The sequence below is a fragment of the Pseudoalteromonas sp. S327 genome, from assembly GCF_005886415.1.
Lineage (GTDB): Bacteria > Pseudomonadota > Gammaproteobacteria > Enterobacterales > Alteromonadaceae > Pseudoalteromonas > Pseudoalteromonas atlantica.
In genome coordinates this window covers 71,896-88,131 of record NZ_PNDP01000033.1, presented here as the reverse complement: position 1 = coordinate 88,131, position 16,236 = coordinate 71,896, and the positions used below count along the sequence as shown (strand labels likewise).

The following is a 16,236-nucleotide window of genomic DNA, read 5'->3' as shown; positions in this document are numbered from 1 at the left end:
ATAAAACAATACGACTATGTCTTTAAATCGAGCAAAACATTCTATTTTTTAGAAAGTTGAGTGCTTATTTTGATAATTCGTTTATTTGGCATAATAAGCTTCATGATTAAAAACACAGACTTAAGCTGATTTCTAATAACTTTTTAGTGCAACCCTATATTTTGTATGGTTATTTTTAGCTTTTATGTCTACAATCACTTTTTAGGGACGCAGAGCTTAAGGAAAACTTATTTTTACTTCATCGCTTAAAAGTCAGCTGTATAGGCTACTCATCCTACTTAGCATTCCCGGCGCCGCTGTGACGGTATTTACGCTATGGTATGAGCGTGATGCTGCCATAGAAAAAAGTGAAGAAAGAATAGTAAATATCGCTAAGCACTTGACACAACATCAAAAAACAATGGTTGATGATGTTAAACGTATTACTATTTATTTAGCCGATAAAACAGCAAAAAATGAAACACTCCCCACAACCTGCCCTAATTACTTTTACGAAATAAAAGCCCTTTATAAGAATATTGCAAATATAGGTATTGTTGATAAAAATGGCGATCTACAGTGCGTGACAAATGGTCGTAGTAAAAATATTAATATTAGCGATCGTACTTATTTTCAAAATGCCATTAGTAATAAAAGTTTTTCGGTGGGGTATTTTCAATACGACCGAAGTATCCAAGCGCAAAGTGTCAATTTTGCCTACCCAATTATAGATAGTAATAACCAACTAAAAGGCACACTGGTTACCGTTATTGCATTGAATTGGTGGAATATCGCCTTAAGCGAAGCAAAATTACCTAACAATGCCAAGGCCGTTATTGCCGACTCTAACGGCTTAATACTGGCCAACTACCCTAATCAACCACGTAATTTAGGCCAAAAAATTACCGACATAGATTTACTTCACGATAAAAGCTCGTTAACCGTGTTTAAAAATGCAGAAGGCGAAAATCAGGTTTTTCACCGCTCAGTTATATACAAAGACGACCATGATAATAATTTAGATATTTATATAGCCGTTTCGGTTGAAGACTTTATTAATAAAGTGAATGAAAGCTTTGCTAAAACCATTTTTGCGTTTTTATCGGCTATTGCCCTGTTGGTGCTGCTAGCTAGGCGCTTAATTAAACAAAGTATATTTAAGCCTATCGCTAATTTAACCAAAGCCACAGATGAACTGGCAAATGGCACTATGCCCAAACATATTAAAAAGCCTAACAGCCCAGAGCTGCGTGCGCTTTATGACCGTTTTGCTGTTATGGCACAAACCCGGTTATCTGCAGAGGCTAAATTAAAAAATAAGCACAACGAGTTAATGAGCTTATTAAATGCTTTACCCGATACCTACATACGTATAAACGCCCAAGGCAAAATCCTTTATATTGGCGGCTATATTAGCCCTGTGCTAAATGTTGAGACAGGCAAAGCTTTAAAATTAATTGATGTACTCTCTGAGGCCAACGCAGAGTTACTGCTTTCTCATTTAGGTACTTTAGAGGGTTCACAAACCATTGAGTTTACATTGTTTAAAAAATCTAAAGAGCATTTTTTTGAGGCAAGAATCAATGCACTCACTAATAATGAATACATTATTGTTCTTAGAGATATAAGCCAGAAAAAGGTCAACGAAAAAGCTCTTCATTTAGCGTCGCTTGTTTACAGTAATAGTAGTGAAGGGATGATGATTACAGACCCCGACGGCATTATTTATGACGTAAACCCTGCGTTTTGCGAAACAACCCAATACAGCAAAGAAGAAGCGATAGGTAAAACCAGTCGGATTTTAGCATCTGGCAAACACTCAAAAGCTTTTTATGAAAAAATGTGGGCAGAGCTCAGAGAAACTGGCCGTTGGCAGGGTGAGATAATTAATCGTAAAAAAAATGGCGACACCTATACCGAGTTTCTGATCATAGATACCGTTTACGATGATAAAAACATGCCTACTCGCCGGGTGGCCATTTTTACCGACCTAACAGAAAAAAAACAAGCCGATGAAACCATATGGCGAAAAACTCACTTCGACCACTTAACTGATTTGCCAAATAGGCTTGAGCTTAAAGAGCGTTTAAATAAGCGTTTTGAAGAAGTAACAGGCGACAAATGCGAACTTGTTGTGATGCTGCTCGATATTGATCACTTTAAAGATATTAATGACACGTTAGGCCATCATTATGGCGATAATCTACTTAAATTAGCTTCTCAACGGATAATTCAAGCTGCAATAAACGCCAGTTTTGTCGCGCGTATTGGCGGTGATGAGTTTGTGATTGTATACGACCATGTTAAAAGCAGTCGCCATATAAACCAAATTGCCAGCAATATATTGCAAAGCCTTTCATCAAGTATACAGCTTGAAGACGAGGAGCTATTTATTAGCGCTAGTATCGGCATTGCATGCGCACCTAGCGATGGCCAAAGTACAGAGCTGCTATTAAAAGCTGCCGACCAAGCCATGTATAAAGCTAAAAATAACGGCCGTAATGGGTTTGAGTTTTTTTCAAAAGATATGCGTATTCATGCGCAAGCGCGTATGCAGCTATTAAAAGATTTACGCACCGCCATAGAGCTTGAACAATTTGAGCTATTTTATCAGCCTATTGTGGCATTAAACGATTTGCACATTCATAAAGCCGAAGGGCTTATTCGCTGGCACCACCCTAAAAAGGGGTTAGTCTCGCCGGCGACGTTTATACCGCTTGCTGAGGAAACTAGGCAAATAAATGCGCTGGGCCAATTTGTATTTACGCAAGCAATACACACCCTAAAAGAAATAAACACCACCATGGGTGAGCAATTTCAAATTAGTATAAATGTCTCTCCTGTGCAGTTATCAACAATCGATAGCGGAATTGACGATTGGTGTGAGATTTTAAAAGCAGCCAAACTACCCGCCTCCTCTATTGTGGCCGAGATCACAGAAGGCCTTATGGTAAACCCAGAGCCACTAACTCAAAGTCGCTTAAAAACATTAGTCCAGTCAGGTGTACAATTAGCGCTAGATGACTTTGGCACCGGCTATTCATCGCTCGCGTACCTACAGGAAATGGATACCGATTACCTAAAAATAGATAAACGCTTTATTGATAATATTAAAGCTGGGAGCCAAGAGCTTGCTTTATGTGAAGCCATTATTGTAATGGCCCACCAGCTTGGCCTAAAAGTTATTGCCGAAGGAATTGAAACACAGCAACAAATGCAGCTACTACTAAAAGCAGGATGCGACTACGGGCAAGGTTATTTGTTTTCAAGGCCAGTGCCTAAAAAAGAGTTTATGACGTTGCTGAGCAGCAAAAAAATGGTTATTGCTAATAATAAATAAGTAGTTACGCAATAAATAGAGTGTCTACACGGTCAGGTAGTTTAATCAATAGTAAGTAGTAACAAGGTTTAAAATGGCAAAGGCAACACTCGAGCAATGGAGAATGTTTAAAGCTGTTGTAGAGCATGGTGGGTTTGCCGGTGCTAGCAGCGCGGTATTTAAAAGCCAATCAACCGTGCACCATGCAGTGCAAAAGTTAGAGTCGGCACTGCAAGTAAAATTGCTTGAAGTAAAAGGCCGTAAAGCGTATTTAACCGATAACGGCAAGCTTATATTGCGCCGCGCCGAATTTTTAATAGATGAAGCCAGCAAAATAGAATCGGTTGCTAATACGTTAAGCGAAGGTATTGAAAGCACATTAAAAATAGCAGTAGATGAAGTGTTTCCGCAGCATTTATTGTACCAAGCGCTAAGCCATATTAATGAGCAATACCCGCTGGTAAAAATAGAACTGATAGAAAGCGTACTTAATGGCGCAAACGAATTACTTACCAATGCAGTGGTCGACTTAGCAATTACCTCTATTGCGCTTTATGGCATTAATTGCCATAGCTTGTGCGATATAGAATTTATTGCCGTTGCGCACCCTGATCACCCCTTACACCAGCGCACTGAACCACTGACCTACAGAGAGCTTAAATTACACAGGCAAATAGTTGTTCGCGATTCGGCCACCCACACCAGCCACGACGACGGCTGGCTTGGGGCAGATATGCGCTGGACAGTAAGTCACTTACGTAACTCTATTGATATGGTTAGCCAAAACTTTGGTTATGCATGGCTGCCTAGTGCACAAATTAAACCTTATCTTAAAAACAACACACTTAAGCCCCTTAATTTAGAGCAAGGTACAACCCGCTCCTTAAAGCTTTATTTAATGTGCACCGACAATGACCGTTTAGGCCCCGTTGGCCAAGCATTTACTCAGCATCTCATAAGCTTGTGCAATAACGAGCCGGGCTAAGAGTTTGTCGGCTCATCTACATCAAGGTGATCAGCAACATAGGCTCCGCGTTTACCGCGTTCTTTAGCGGGGCCTTTGGTACTATCTTTCGCTGTTTGTTGTTCGGTTGCCGCATTTATTACCGCCCCAAGCGTAATAATATAGGCACTTATATAGAGCCACATTAGCATAATCACTACCCCGCCTAACGAACCATACGTTTCGTTGTAGCTTGCAAAGTGAGAGACATAAAACGAAAAACCAATTGAGGCTAAAATCCATAATACAGTCGCAATACACGAGCCAAGTGTAATCCAACGCCATTTAGCGGGTTTTCGGTGTGGTGCATAGCGATACAAAAGCACCAATGCAAAATTAAACATAAAGGCGAGTAATGGCCACGAAATTAACTTTATTAGTAAGTCTATACTTTCTTTTAAGCCCACTAAATTAAGTACTATGGGTAAAATACCTATAATTAGCAAAGCAAAAATAGCCACTAAAATAGCCCCTACCGAAAATAAAAAACGTACTAACTGAGCATGAAAAAAAGAGCGCTTTTCGTATTCATGATAACTAATGTTACAGGCAGTAATAAGCGCTTGGCTGCCTTTAGAGCTACTCCAAATAGTAAGAATAAGTGTACCAATTGCACTTAAGCTTAAACTGGCGTTAGAGGTTTGAGCCAAGCTCGAGACCTGAGATAAAATTAAATCGCTCGTGCTTTGCGGTAATAAGGTAACTATTTTACTTAAGTGCTCACTAATATCGGTAGGTGATGAAAAGTACGCATACACAGAAACCATTGCAGCAATAGCAGGAAAAATAGCAAGTAAGGCATAAAACGCAACGCCCGCTGCAACCAGCGATAAGTTATCTTGGCTCATTTGCTTAAAAATACGTTTGGCTATGTCCCACCAACCAATAACCGGAATGTGCACTGGCTGCTCGGCATGTTGTCCCCGTTTAGGTTTGCTCATTGTTTGCTCCTTTTTAGCCTATTATCGAGCAAAAAGTTTGCCAAGCTGTGCTTTTGGCATTGGTATTAAACTTGCTGCTTGCTAGATTATTTAAAATACCAAGGTAATACGCCATGAACAGCCTTATAACTATGCTAACTGCAGTGAACACCACGGCTGTGAATGCCTTAAACACCCCAGAAAGCGTGATCAGTTGGCAGTATTTATACGCCCAAAGTTTGCAATTACTTCACGCAACAGCGCAAATATTACCCACTCTTTTATTAGGTTTTATACTTTTAACTATTAGCTACTTTGTCGCCAGTCCTTTGTCTAAGCTGTTAGTAAAACCGCTCATTTATATGACCGACAGTAAACTTGTGCACTTAGTGGCCAAGCGCGGGATTAGCATTTTAATTTTATTGCTGGGCGTGTATTTATTTTTACGTTTAGCAGGACTTACCGAATTTGCTATTGCTATTATGAGCGGCACCGGATTAATAGGCTTAATATTGGGCTTTGCCTTTAGAGACATAGCAGAGAACTTTATTGCTAGCTTGCTGTTGAGCGTGCAACGGCCATTTAAAATAGACGATGTAATAGAAGTCGATGGCCGCTTAGGTGTGGTTAAAAAGGTCACCGCTCGCGCAACCACCTTAGTTGATTACGATGGCAACCATATACAAATACCTAACGCCACGGTTTATAAAAATACCATTAAAAACCTAACTGCAAATCCAAAAATGCGTGCCAAGGTGGTGATTGGCATAGGTTACGATAACGATATTCGTTACTGCCAAACACTCGCCCTTGAAATTGCAAACAAGCAAACGGGTGTGATTACTGAGCCACCAGCACAAGTACTGATCAATAATTTAGGCAGCTCAACAATTAACTTTAATCTGTTTTTTTGGGTTAACAGCGAACAACATAGTCCGTTAAAAGTGGCCTCGCAGTTAATGCGTGAGCTAGTAACCGAATTTACAGCGCAAAACATCAGTATGCCAGATGATGCCCGCGAGCGTATTTTACTCAGTGCACCTGATGAGAGTGATACACAAAAGCCCACCAATAAAGCTGAGCAACCTTTAACTGCTCAGCAAAGCTCTAAGCAGCTGCAGCAGCAAAATGAAACGGTTGATGATGTAAGTAGTGATACCGACGAAATTCGTGATCAAGCCGAAAAATCACGCGATCCTGAACAGGGTAAAAATATTATCTAAGTTAAACGTATAAGAAAAAATAAAGCCACATAAAGCCAATTTACAACTTAATAATGTTTTAAACCCTAAAAAATCAAAAAATATGATTAATTAATGCATTAAATATAACTTTTGTTATATCAATAATAAAAGTTATACACCTATCAACTCATTGATTTTAAATGAGTTATTTATAAACCATCATTTAAGCCGCCTTTAACCCGCCTTTAATTATTAATAATTATTCAAAAAGTTATATTAACAAACCACCAACCAAAAACAATAAATTCGATAACATTCAATACGTTATTAACAAAACTGTGCTTGGCATTATTAATGCAATAACAATAATCTAACAACTTTAGAGCTTAATTATGCACGTGTACAAACAACCCCTATCTAAAAAGGCTAACGAAAGCTTGTCCATATCATTGCAAGCCCCTTGTGCGGCCTGTGCACGTGCCGGTGCAATATGCGCGTTAACGCCCTAAGCAAAAGTTAAATAGCTCCCACTAAATATTATAAATAATTGGAATAACACTATGACCAGTACAACAAGTATTAATAACAACGAGCCTAAAAAAATGGCGCTCTGGCTAAAAATACTCATAGGTATGATAGCGGGTATTATTGCCGGCATGCTGTTAGGCAATAATGCTGAATATATAAAACCAATTGGCCAGCTATTTATTAGCGCCATAAAAATGTTAATTGTACCGCTTATATTTTGCTCATTAATTGTTGGTGTTACTTCAATGAAAGACACCACTAAAATGGGTCGTATTGGTGTTAAGTCAATCGTATTTTATTTAGCCACCACCGCAGTAGCTATTTCTATTGGTTTGGGCCTTGGGTTGTTGTTTGAACCTGGCGCAGGCTTGAATATGGTTGCAACCACAGTGGCTGATGCTAAACCAAGCCCTACCTTAGTAGACACCATTGTAGGTTTAGTACCAAAAAACCCAGTGGGCTCATTAGCCTCAGGTAATATTTTACAAATTATTGTGTTTGCGTTGAGCTTAGGCATTGCTTTAAACCTAATTGGTGAAAAAGGCGAACCCGCTAGCAAAATGTTTGAAAGCCTAGCCGATGCAATGTACAAATTAACTGAGCTTGTAATGAAGCTGGCGCCATACGGTGTATTTGCATTAATGGCTTGGGTATCAGGCAAGTACGGACTGGATGTTTTACTGCCACTTATAAAAGTAATTGGCTTAGTGTACCTAGGCTGTATTATTCACGTTTTAGTGTTGGGTGGCGGCTTTGTAGGCTTACTAGGCAAGCTTAATCCACAGCGTTTTTATAAAGGTATTATTGAAGCGCAAATTATTGCTTTTACCACCACAAGTAGCTCAGGTACTTTACCTGCCAGCATTAAATGCGCCACCCAAAACTTAGGTGTATCGCGTACTGTATCAAGCTTTGTACTGCCAGTAGGCGCCACGATTAACATGGATGGCACCGCTTTATACCAAGGCGTATTAGCACTGTTTATTGCCCAAGCCTTTGGTATTGACCTCACCACAACAGATTACTTAACCATTATAGCTACAGCTACTTTAGCCTCTGTAGGCACCGCTGGTGTACCCGGTGCAGGCCTTATTATGCTTTCGCTAGTACTTACCACCGTTGGCCTACCACTTGAAGGCATTGCAATAGTTGCCGGTATTGACCGAATTTTAGATATGGCGCGCACTACCATAAATGTAACTGGCGATTTAATGGTTACTTTATTAATTGGCAAAAGCGAAGGCGAGCTTGACGAAACCCTTTACAACCAAGACAACACAGCGGCTCAACCCGCTAAGCAATAACCCTCGATTTAGTAATTTTATAGAGAACAAACCATGACTAGTAAACTTATCTATTTACCCGTTGCATTAGGTGTTATTGCCTTAGCTAAGCCAGCCCATGCTGATATTACAATTGAAGGTTTAAATGGCCTTGAAGCCGTTAAGCTATTTGGCGATATGCGTATGCGCTTTGAGCGCACCGAAGGCGATACAATTGACTCAACAAGCCGCGCCCGTTTACGTGCCCGATTTGGTATTAAATACGCAGCTACCGATAACTGGTCAGCGCAAATGCGCTTTAGAACAACCTCAAGCCAACACGATTCAACCCATCAAACCTTTGGTATCACCGATACCAGCGATAACGATGACTTTGGTTTAGACCGCGCCTTTATGAAGTACACAGGGCTTAGCAACACCCAAGTATATATTGGTAAAGCGGCACCCGTTTATATGCATTCATCAGAGCTGCTTTTTCGTGACGATATAGCACTAGAAGGTGTACAAGCTAACTGGAGTAACAATACGTTTAGCGTTAATGCGGGGCATATTATTCTTGAAGAAAATGTCGATAATGGCGAAGGCAAGCGCGATGCTAGCTGGCAACAGCTACAAGGTGTATATGCTACAAGTTTTAATAACATTAACGTTAAAGCCGGTATTGGTGGTATTTTTGTTAGCGCCTCAGATACGGCCTATGCCAGTGCTGAGTCGGGCCTTGATGCTGACCAAGCAGGCAACGTAATGACCTATAACCTTGATGTACGTTATGGCGCAGTGCGCTTTGCAGCCGATTACTACACAAGTGAAGCAGACAGCGAAAATACAGCGTTTACTGTACATGCTCGTTATCAAATTAATAAACAGTTTGGCCTGCGTTTTTACGTGCTACGTACCGAAGCCTATGCATTACCTATGAACGGCGCGTTTACGCAAACTAATACTCCGGGTTCTTATACCAATATTAAAGGCACACGTGTACAGCTAGATTACAAAATTGCAGAGAACCTAAATGCCGATTTAAGGTGGTTTAGCGTGGATAATATTAATAACGATATACCCACTAACAACAATGGCCGCGATCGCATTCAAGTAAACCTAAACATGAAGTTTTAGTACTAAGGCATGTTGACCAATCGTGATTAAATTTACAGTAGTGAGTTTAGTATTTAGCAAAAGCGATTATTAAGCCTACTCACTTAAAAGCCAGCGCCTTGCTTAAACTGCCCTAGCTTGAAAAACGTTAATCTACACAGGTCAACATTCTCTAAATAGGCCCAACCAATAAAAGCGATTTAATAGCCGATATTAAATCGCTTTTATTTTATTAAACAGCCTTAAAAAGACATAACTGCCTTACAAAAAACCTTAATTAACAATTAATTTATTCTTATTTAGTTTAAAGTATAAATAGATAAGACTTAAAACCATGACAAATTCGTTAGTACCTAATTTATATAAAATTAAAATACAGACTATAGTCCCCTGCTGCCAACTAAAAACAACCTTTTTGCGGCTGTAAAAGGAACATAAACGCCATTTTATTTGTACTGTTTAGACAATTTACTAACGCACTACCACAACTAAAAAATGCAGAGGTTTACTCACTTGTTTATTAAACAAAACGCTTGGTTTTATGTATTAAAAATAGCGCTACTAAGCCTACTGGGTATTAATAGCCTAAACTGCATTGCACAAGCTAATTTATCGCAGCCTAAACAAATTATAGTGGGCGGAGATTTTAACTACCCCCCTTATGAGTTTATTAACGAAGATGGCGAACTTACAGGTTACAACGTAGAACTTAGCCAAGAAATAGCCGCTGTAATGGGGCTTAATATAAAAATAAAGCTAATGCCCTGGGCCGAAATAAGAGCCGAGTTTGACCGTGGAAATGTGGATATTTTACAAGGCATGGCCGCCACACCAGAGCGCACCGATCTGTATAACTTTAGCCCGCACACGTTTGTTAACCACTCTATATTTGCGCGCGACAATAGCCCTAAAATAACGCACTACAGCGAGCTTGAAAACTACCGCGTTATTGTACAAAGCAATGGCTCAGCATTTGATATGCTTAACCACTCAGGCCTAAACATTACCCTTATACCGGTTGAAACCCATGCCGATGCCCTGCGTTTGCTTGCCTCTGGCCGCTATGACTTTGCAGTGGTTTCAAACTTACCCGGCTTATATTTAAGTAAAAAATTGGGGCTATCAAACATCACTGCTATTTCTAGCCTAGAAAGAAACCGGCTTTATGGCTATGCCACTAAAACCGCAGATGAAGCGCTGTTATCGCAATTTACTCAAGGCTTAGCTATTTTAAAAAACACCGGCCGCCAGCAAGAAATTTACGACAAATGGTTTGGCCCGTTAAACGTATCACCTTGGTCAAAAGCTGGCGTAATAGCGGGTATATGTGTAGTGGTGCTGCTACTAATTAGCACCGTGGTGATAATTTGGAACAAAGCCCTGCGCAAAAAAGTAGAAAGCCGCACCAAAGAGCTACAAGCCCAGCAGTTACAGCTACTTCATGCAGATAAAATGGCCTCACTGGGGGTGTTGGTTTCGGGAGTCGCTCACGAAATAAATAACCCATGTAGCATTTTAACGTTAAATTTTCCGTTTATAAAAGAAGCCTTTGAAGATGCAACAGACATACTTGATGAGCATCAAGCACGCCAAGGCGACTTTCTTGTTGCCGGTGTAAGCTATCAGCGCTTTAAACATATGCTGCCAGAAATTTTAGACGATATGCACATTGCCAGTAACAAGGTAAAAGGCATAGTAGAGGATTTAAAAAGCTTTGCCGTAAAAGGTGAAGCATCGCATGAGAAAACTGAGCAGCTAGATTTAAACCTACTAACAAACCGCTCTATTCGCTTAGTCACAAATCAAATTAAAAACTCGACAAACCACTTAGAGGTTAACTTAGCCAACTCACTGCCTGCGTTTAAAGGCAGCGGCAGCCGCATCGAGCAAGTAATCGTTAATTTAATTTTAAATGCCTGCCAAGCGCTTGAAGACAAATCGCAAAAAATTATTATCACCAGCTATTTCCATACTAAACACAATCAGGTTGTGCTGAGCATTGAAGATCAAGGCGTAGGCATTGATCAACAGCACTTAATTAAGCTCACCGACCCGTTTTATACCACCAAACGACAATCTGGCGGCACCGGCTTAGGGCTTTCTGTATCAGCGGGGATCGTGGCAGATCACCAAGGCCAACTCACCTTTAAATCAACCCTCGGTAAAGGCACAAAAGTAAAGCTATCACTACCCTTATTACAACACGAGAGAGAACTATGAATACTAATTTATATCCTAGTTTTGAGGTCCTCATTTGTGATGACGACAACAGCTTTTTACGAAGCATATCGTTTGCAATAGAGCGCTACTGCGGCATTAACAACATTGTACAATGTAATGATAGCCGCGATGTAATTGCCAAACTAAACCAAGGGAATGTTCGCGTTGTATTGCTTGATTTAAACATGCCACATATCAGCGGCGATGAGCTTATAGCGCAAATTACAGAGCTTTTTCCGCATATTTCGGTGGTGATCATCAGCGGCATTAACCAAGTAGAAGCCGCTGTAAAATGTATAAAATTAGGTGCTTATAGTTATCATGTAAAAACAGAAGATCCAGAACGCCTAAGCAATAGCATAATGCAAGTGGTGCGTTTTCAAGAGCTAAACTTAGAAAACCAAGCCATGCGCGGCTATCTGCTAGAAAACCAAACAAGCCTGCATCCTGCGTTTTCTAAAATTATTAGTGTGGATCATCAAATGCATTCGGTGTTTAATTACATTGAGTCTATATCAAATAGCCAACAACCTATTCTAATTACCGGAGAAAGCGGCGTAGGAAAGGAGCTTATAGCCAGAGCCATTCACGAAACCAGTAGCTGCAGTGGCGAGCTTGTGTGTGTAAACGTAGCCGGCCTTGACGATAACTTATTTTCGGATACCTTATTTGGCCATAAAAAAGGCGCTTTTACAGGCGCTGAGCAAGCCCGCAAAGGCATGATAGAACGTGCATCAGGCGGGATATTATTTCTTGATGAAATTGGCGATTTAAACCTGGCCTCGCAAGTAAAGCTATTAAGGCTTTTGCAAGAAGGCGAATATTACCCAGTAGGCAGCGATACCCCAAAGCGCATCAACGCCCGCATTATTGCAGCCACCCACCAAAACTTACTCACTAAAAAAGAAAATGGCGAATTTAGAAACGACTTATACTACCGTTTAAAAATTCATCATGTAAATATTCCGCCGCTTAGAGAGCGCAAGCAAGATATAGCCTTATTACTAGAGCACTTTTTAACGCTTGCCGCACAAGAATTTAATAAACCGGTGGCAAGTATTCCAAAAGAATTATTAATTTTACTCGAAAACTACGCTTTTCCGGGCAATATAAGAGAGCTGCGCGCCATGGCCTTTGATGCAATGAGCACCCACCAAAGTGGCGCACTGTCTATGAAAGCGTTTGAAAGCGTACGCAGCGCCGTGCCTAAATTAGATATGCAAGCCCAGCTTGCCAAGCCGTTATTTGAGTCAACATCAACGCTACCCACTTTAAAACAAGCCGCAGAATTACTTGTGGCAGAAGCTATGAAACGTAGCAACTCAAATCAATCAATGGCAGCGCAACTACTCGGTATATCGCAGCCAGCACTCAGTAAGCGACTTAAAAAGGACAGCCTGAGCCTTAAAAAACAACAAAGTACTTAATCAAATTTTAGGCACAAAAAAGCCCGCAGCGTTAACTGCGGGCTTTTTTGTTGAATGAGTGAGTTAGCCATATAAGCCGGGTTCTGTCCTTTCCGAAGAAAGTGATAATCATTCGTCTAGGCCATAAATCGCTCTATGGCTCAAGCAACCTACCCGGTTCCAACGTGGGCCACGCCATAAGGAACCCTATTTGGTCTTGCTCCGAGTGGAGTTTACCTTGCAACCAACTGTTACCAGTGGCCCGGTGCGCTCTTACCGCACCCTTTCACCCTTACCAACCCGAGGGTTGGCGGTCTCCTCTCTGCTGCACTTGTCGTGGGCTCACGCCCCCCAGCCGTTAGCTGGCACTCTGCCCTGTGGAGCCCGGACTTTCCTCCCCCTGATCATTTTCGTCACAGGCAGCGATTATCTTGGCTAACTCGGCGCGCAGTATACATGAGCTGCGCCTTGTACGCAGTAAAGATTTACCCTTTTTCGTCAATAATTGTTTTATACAGGGCGTTTTTCTTCATTCCAAAGTATTCAGCTACTATGCCGCACGCTTTTTTCATCGGCATTTCGCTTTCAAGTAGCGCTAGCATTTTACGTGCCTCGGGTGGAATATCGTCCACAAGCTTAGGTTTGCCTGGCAACATTAAAACAATTTCGCCACGTTGCTTAGTGGGATCATCAGTTAAAAATTGCTTGAGCTCACTCACTGTGCCGTTAAAAAAAGTTTCAAAGGTTTTGGTTAGCTCTTTTGCAAATACCACTTGTTGCTCACTACCTAAGGCCGCTTCTAAATCATCTAGGCTTGCCATAATACGGTGGGTGCTTTCGTACATTATGCTGGTAATGCTTGAGTTTACAGCTTCTATGAAAAAGTCTTGGCGGGCTTTACTTTTAGCCGGTGTAAAGCCAATAAACTGAAAACGATCTGTTGGCAGGCCTGAGCAACACACTGCAGTAATAGCAGCACACGCACCGGGCACGGGTGTTACATGCGCGCCTTGCTCGCGGCACAAGTTTACAACGGCATAACCTGGGTCGCTTATCAGCGGCGTGCCGGCATCTGAAACTAGCGCGATATTTTTGCCTTCGTTTAGCCAATCAATAATCTGCTGCGCTTTTTGTTTTTCGTTATGGTCATGTAATGCAAAGGTTTTAGCCTTTATACCAAAGTGGCTTAGTAGCTTACCGGTGTGGCGCGTGTCTTCAGCAGCGATTAAGTCAACTTGCGATAATGTCGCGATGGCACGCTGGCTTAAGTCGTCAAAATTGCCAATTGGGGTGGCAACAATGTAAAGAGTGCCAATTTTATGTGAATTCTCCTCATTTAACATTGAGGTCTCCTGCGTCAGTCAGTAATATAAGCAAATCGCGTTAACGTATTGGGAAATCATTGTGCGACTTAAACTTGTTAGTCTATTAATTATATTGTCAGGGTTATCGGCCTGTAGCACAACCGAAAAACCAACTAAAAATAGCGATAGCATTAACACCAGTGCGAATGCGCTGCAAAATCAAGCAACCAGTGCCGATGCTATTTATAAATTAGCGCTTAATCGTACCGGTGCCGACAAAATTCAATTGCTTTATAGTGCGCGTGATGCGGCTATTTCTGAGCAAAGCTGGCCGTTACTTGAAAACATTTGTAATGAGCTTGAGCAAACCCCAAGTGTAGATAAAATTCAAAACCGCTTATACATTGCTTATGCACAAAAGCAGCAAAATAAAAACGACCAAGCGCTCGTTATTTTGCAATCGCTCGATGGCCAACTTAAACAGCCTGAACACTTTGCTTGGCATCAATATTTAACTGCTAGCATATATGCATCGCAAAACTTTCCTAAGCGCGCCGCACCTTATTTTTTTAGAGCCTCAGAAACTGCGAATAAAAACAATATTGAGATCCCTGCTCTGCAAAGTGCGCTGTGGGATAACTTAACAAAGCTGTCTTCTTATGCGCTAGAGCGCTTTAATCGTGGCTCTGTTATTCAACAAGGTTGGACTAACTTAGCTTTGTACCACCAGGTATATGCAAATAGCGGTGTAGAGCTTGACCAAGCCATCAATAATTGGCGCCGTCGCTACCCTGGGCACCCTGCTGTAGCTATTTTACCCGAGCAAGATGAAGCCCTAGCCGACCTAGCACCAGTTAATATAGAGCGATTAGCTGTACTTTTACCGCAATCAGGCGCAAATGAGCGTTTAGGTGACGCCCTAAAAGCCGGCATTTTGGCAGGGCTTGATAAGCAAACTATTAGCGACACTATTTTTATAGACGAGAACCTTTCAACCCAAGTGCTAAGCGAGCAGCTGAGCCAATTTAATCCAGACTTTGTGATTGGGCCATTATTAAAAGCGAATATAGATAAACTTGCGCAAGCTAAAACACTTATTGATACCCCTACATTACACTTAAATACATTTGATGGTGAGCGACTCTCGCTGCAACATTACTTTTTTGCTTTAAACCCTGAGCATGAAGTGCAGCAAGCGCTGGAGCACTTTTTAGCTAAAGGTTATCAAAAGCCTATGTTATTAGCGCCTAATAATGCCAATGGTCAGCGTTTGGTTGATTACTTTAATATTCAGTGGCAGCGCTATAGCGAAACAAAACCGCAAATTGGGTTTTATAACGATAACAAAGATATGCCAAACACAATTACAAGCTTGTTAGAGGTTGATAAATCTAAGCAGCGTATTAAAACGGTTAAGTCTTTATTTAAACAAGAAGTAGAAAGTGAAACCCGCTCTCGTAGCGATATTGATGCGATTTACATTTTAGGCGACGCTATAGAAACACGCCTGATAAAACCTTATTTAGATGTAAATGTAAGTACTTTTGCACAGCGGATCCCGCTTTATGCCAGCTCTAAAAGCCATAGTAAACAAATAGATCGCACTGATAAAGGCGATTTAGAAGGGCTTTACTTTACAGAGCTTCCGTGGATGCTTAATGCGACAGTTAAACAACATAACTTACGCAACCAATACAACACGCTGTGGCCTGAAAATGCCGATATAAGCCAACGCCTATTTGCCATGGCTTACGATGCCGTGTCGGTGCTAAGCGACATTAGGCAATTGAGTGTAATGCCCGGTAATAAGTTTACAGGTTTAAGTGGGAAGCTTTCGGTGAATACAAGCGGACACATAGAGCGTACGCTTGATTGGGCACAATACACAAATAGACGCATAAAAGCCGTACAGCTAGAAACAAAGCAGCCCGTGCCTTTATTTATGCAATCAGCCAACGAAAGCAATACGCTTACGTTTGATTAATCTGGAGCGGC

General features: G+C 41.1%; 10 protein-coding genes and 1 other RNA gene. 8 read left to right on the top strand and 3 right to left on the bottom strand.

Annotation, left to right across the window (positions count from 1 at the left end):
- The first annotated feature begins 298 nt into the window (after window positions 1-298).
- Complete coding sequence (locus tag CWB60_RS10685) at window positions 299-3,319, top strand: bifunctional diguanylate cyclase/phosphodiesterase (RefSeq protein ID WP_138577836.1); 3,021 nt, start codon at window positions 299-301, stop codon at window positions 3,317-3,319.
- Window positions 3,320-3,392: 73 nt separating this feature from the next.
- Window positions 3,393-4,283 (top strand): LysR family transcriptional regulator, encoded by an 891-nt coding sequence (locus CWB60_RS10680; RefSeq protein ID WP_138577838.1) that lies wholly within the window; start codon window positions 3,393-3,395, stop codon window positions 4,281-4,283.
- Here the strand turns inward: CWB60_RS10680 and CWB60_RS10675 are convergent.
- The gene (locus CWB60_RS10675; protein ID WP_004589124.1) at window positions 4,280-5,242 is read right to left on the bottom strand and encodes a YihY/virulence factor BrkB family protein; all 963 of its coding nucleotides are present in this window, start codon (window positions 5,240-5,242) and stop codon (window positions 4,280-4,282) included. The two genes, CWB60_RS10680 and CWB60_RS10675, sit on opposite strands and share 4 nt — an antisense overlap.
- Window positions 5,243-5,373: 131 nt before the next feature.
- On the opposite strand from CWB60_RS10675, the gene CWB60_RS10670 reads away from it, so the two are divergent.
- From CWB60_RS10670 to CWB60_RS10650, 5 genes are all read left to right on the top strand, one after another.
- Window positions 5,374-6,444, top strand: coding sequence for a mechanosensitive ion channel family protein (locus CWB60_RS10670; RefSeq protein WP_249318400.1), 1,071 nt, complete (start codon window positions 5,374-5,376; stop codon window positions 6,442-6,444).
- Between the two features lie 521 nt (window positions 6,445-6,965).
- Window positions 6,966-8,237, top strand: coding sequence for a dicarboxylate/amino acid:cation symporter (locus CWB60_RS10665; protein ID WP_004589122.1), 1,272 nt, complete (start codon window positions 6,966-6,968; stop codon window positions 8,235-8,237).
- A 33-nt stretch (window positions 8,238-8,270) separates the two neighbouring features.
- Window positions 8,271-9,332: a putative porin gene (locus CWB60_RS10660; protein WP_138577842.1), complete on the top strand. Its 1,062-nt coding sequence runs from the start codon at window positions 8,271-8,273 to the stop codon at window positions 9,330-9,332.
- A gap of 492 nt (window positions 9,333-9,824) precedes the next feature.
- Window positions 9,825-11,531 carry a transporter substrate-binding domain-containing protein gene (locus tag CWB60_RS10655; RefSeq protein WP_054982311.1) on the top strand — a complete coding sequence of 569 codons (1,707 nt, stop codon included), beginning with the start codon at window positions 9,825-9,827 and terminating at the stop codon, window positions 11,529-11,531.
- A complete protein-coding gene (locus CWB60_RS10650) occupies window positions 11,528-12,958 on the top strand; it encodes a sigma-54-dependent transcriptional regulator (RefSeq protein WP_138577844.1) in 1,431 nt (476 codons plus the stop codon). The genes CWB60_RS10655 and CWB60_RS10650 overlap by 4 nt, the downstream gene beginning before the upstream one ends.
- A gap of 56 nt (window positions 12,959-13,014) precedes the next feature.
- Here CWB60_RS10650 and rnpB read toward each other — a convergent pair.
- Both rnpB and rsmI read right to left on the bottom strand, forming a co-directional pair.
- An RNA gene (gene rnpB / locus CWB60_RS10645) (RNase P RNA component class A) lies at window positions 13,015-13,379 on the bottom strand.
- Between the two features lie 43 nt (window positions 13,380-13,422).
- Entirely contained in the window at window positions 13,423-14,280 is an 858-nt protein-coding gene (gene rsmI / locus CWB60_RS10640) for a 16S rRNA (cytidine(1402)-2'-O)-methyltransferase (protein ID WP_138577846.1), read from the bottom strand.
- Between the two features lie 61 nt (window positions 14,281-14,341).
- Between rsmI and CWB60_RS10635 the strand changes: the two genes are divergently transcribed.
- Window positions 14,342-16,225 (top strand): penicillin-binding protein activator, encoded by a 1,884-nt coding sequence (locus CWB60_RS10635; protein ID WP_138577848.1) that lies wholly within the window; start codon window positions 14,342-14,344, stop codon window positions 16,223-16,225.
- The last annotated feature ends 11 nt before the right edge of the window (window positions 16,226-16,236 follow it).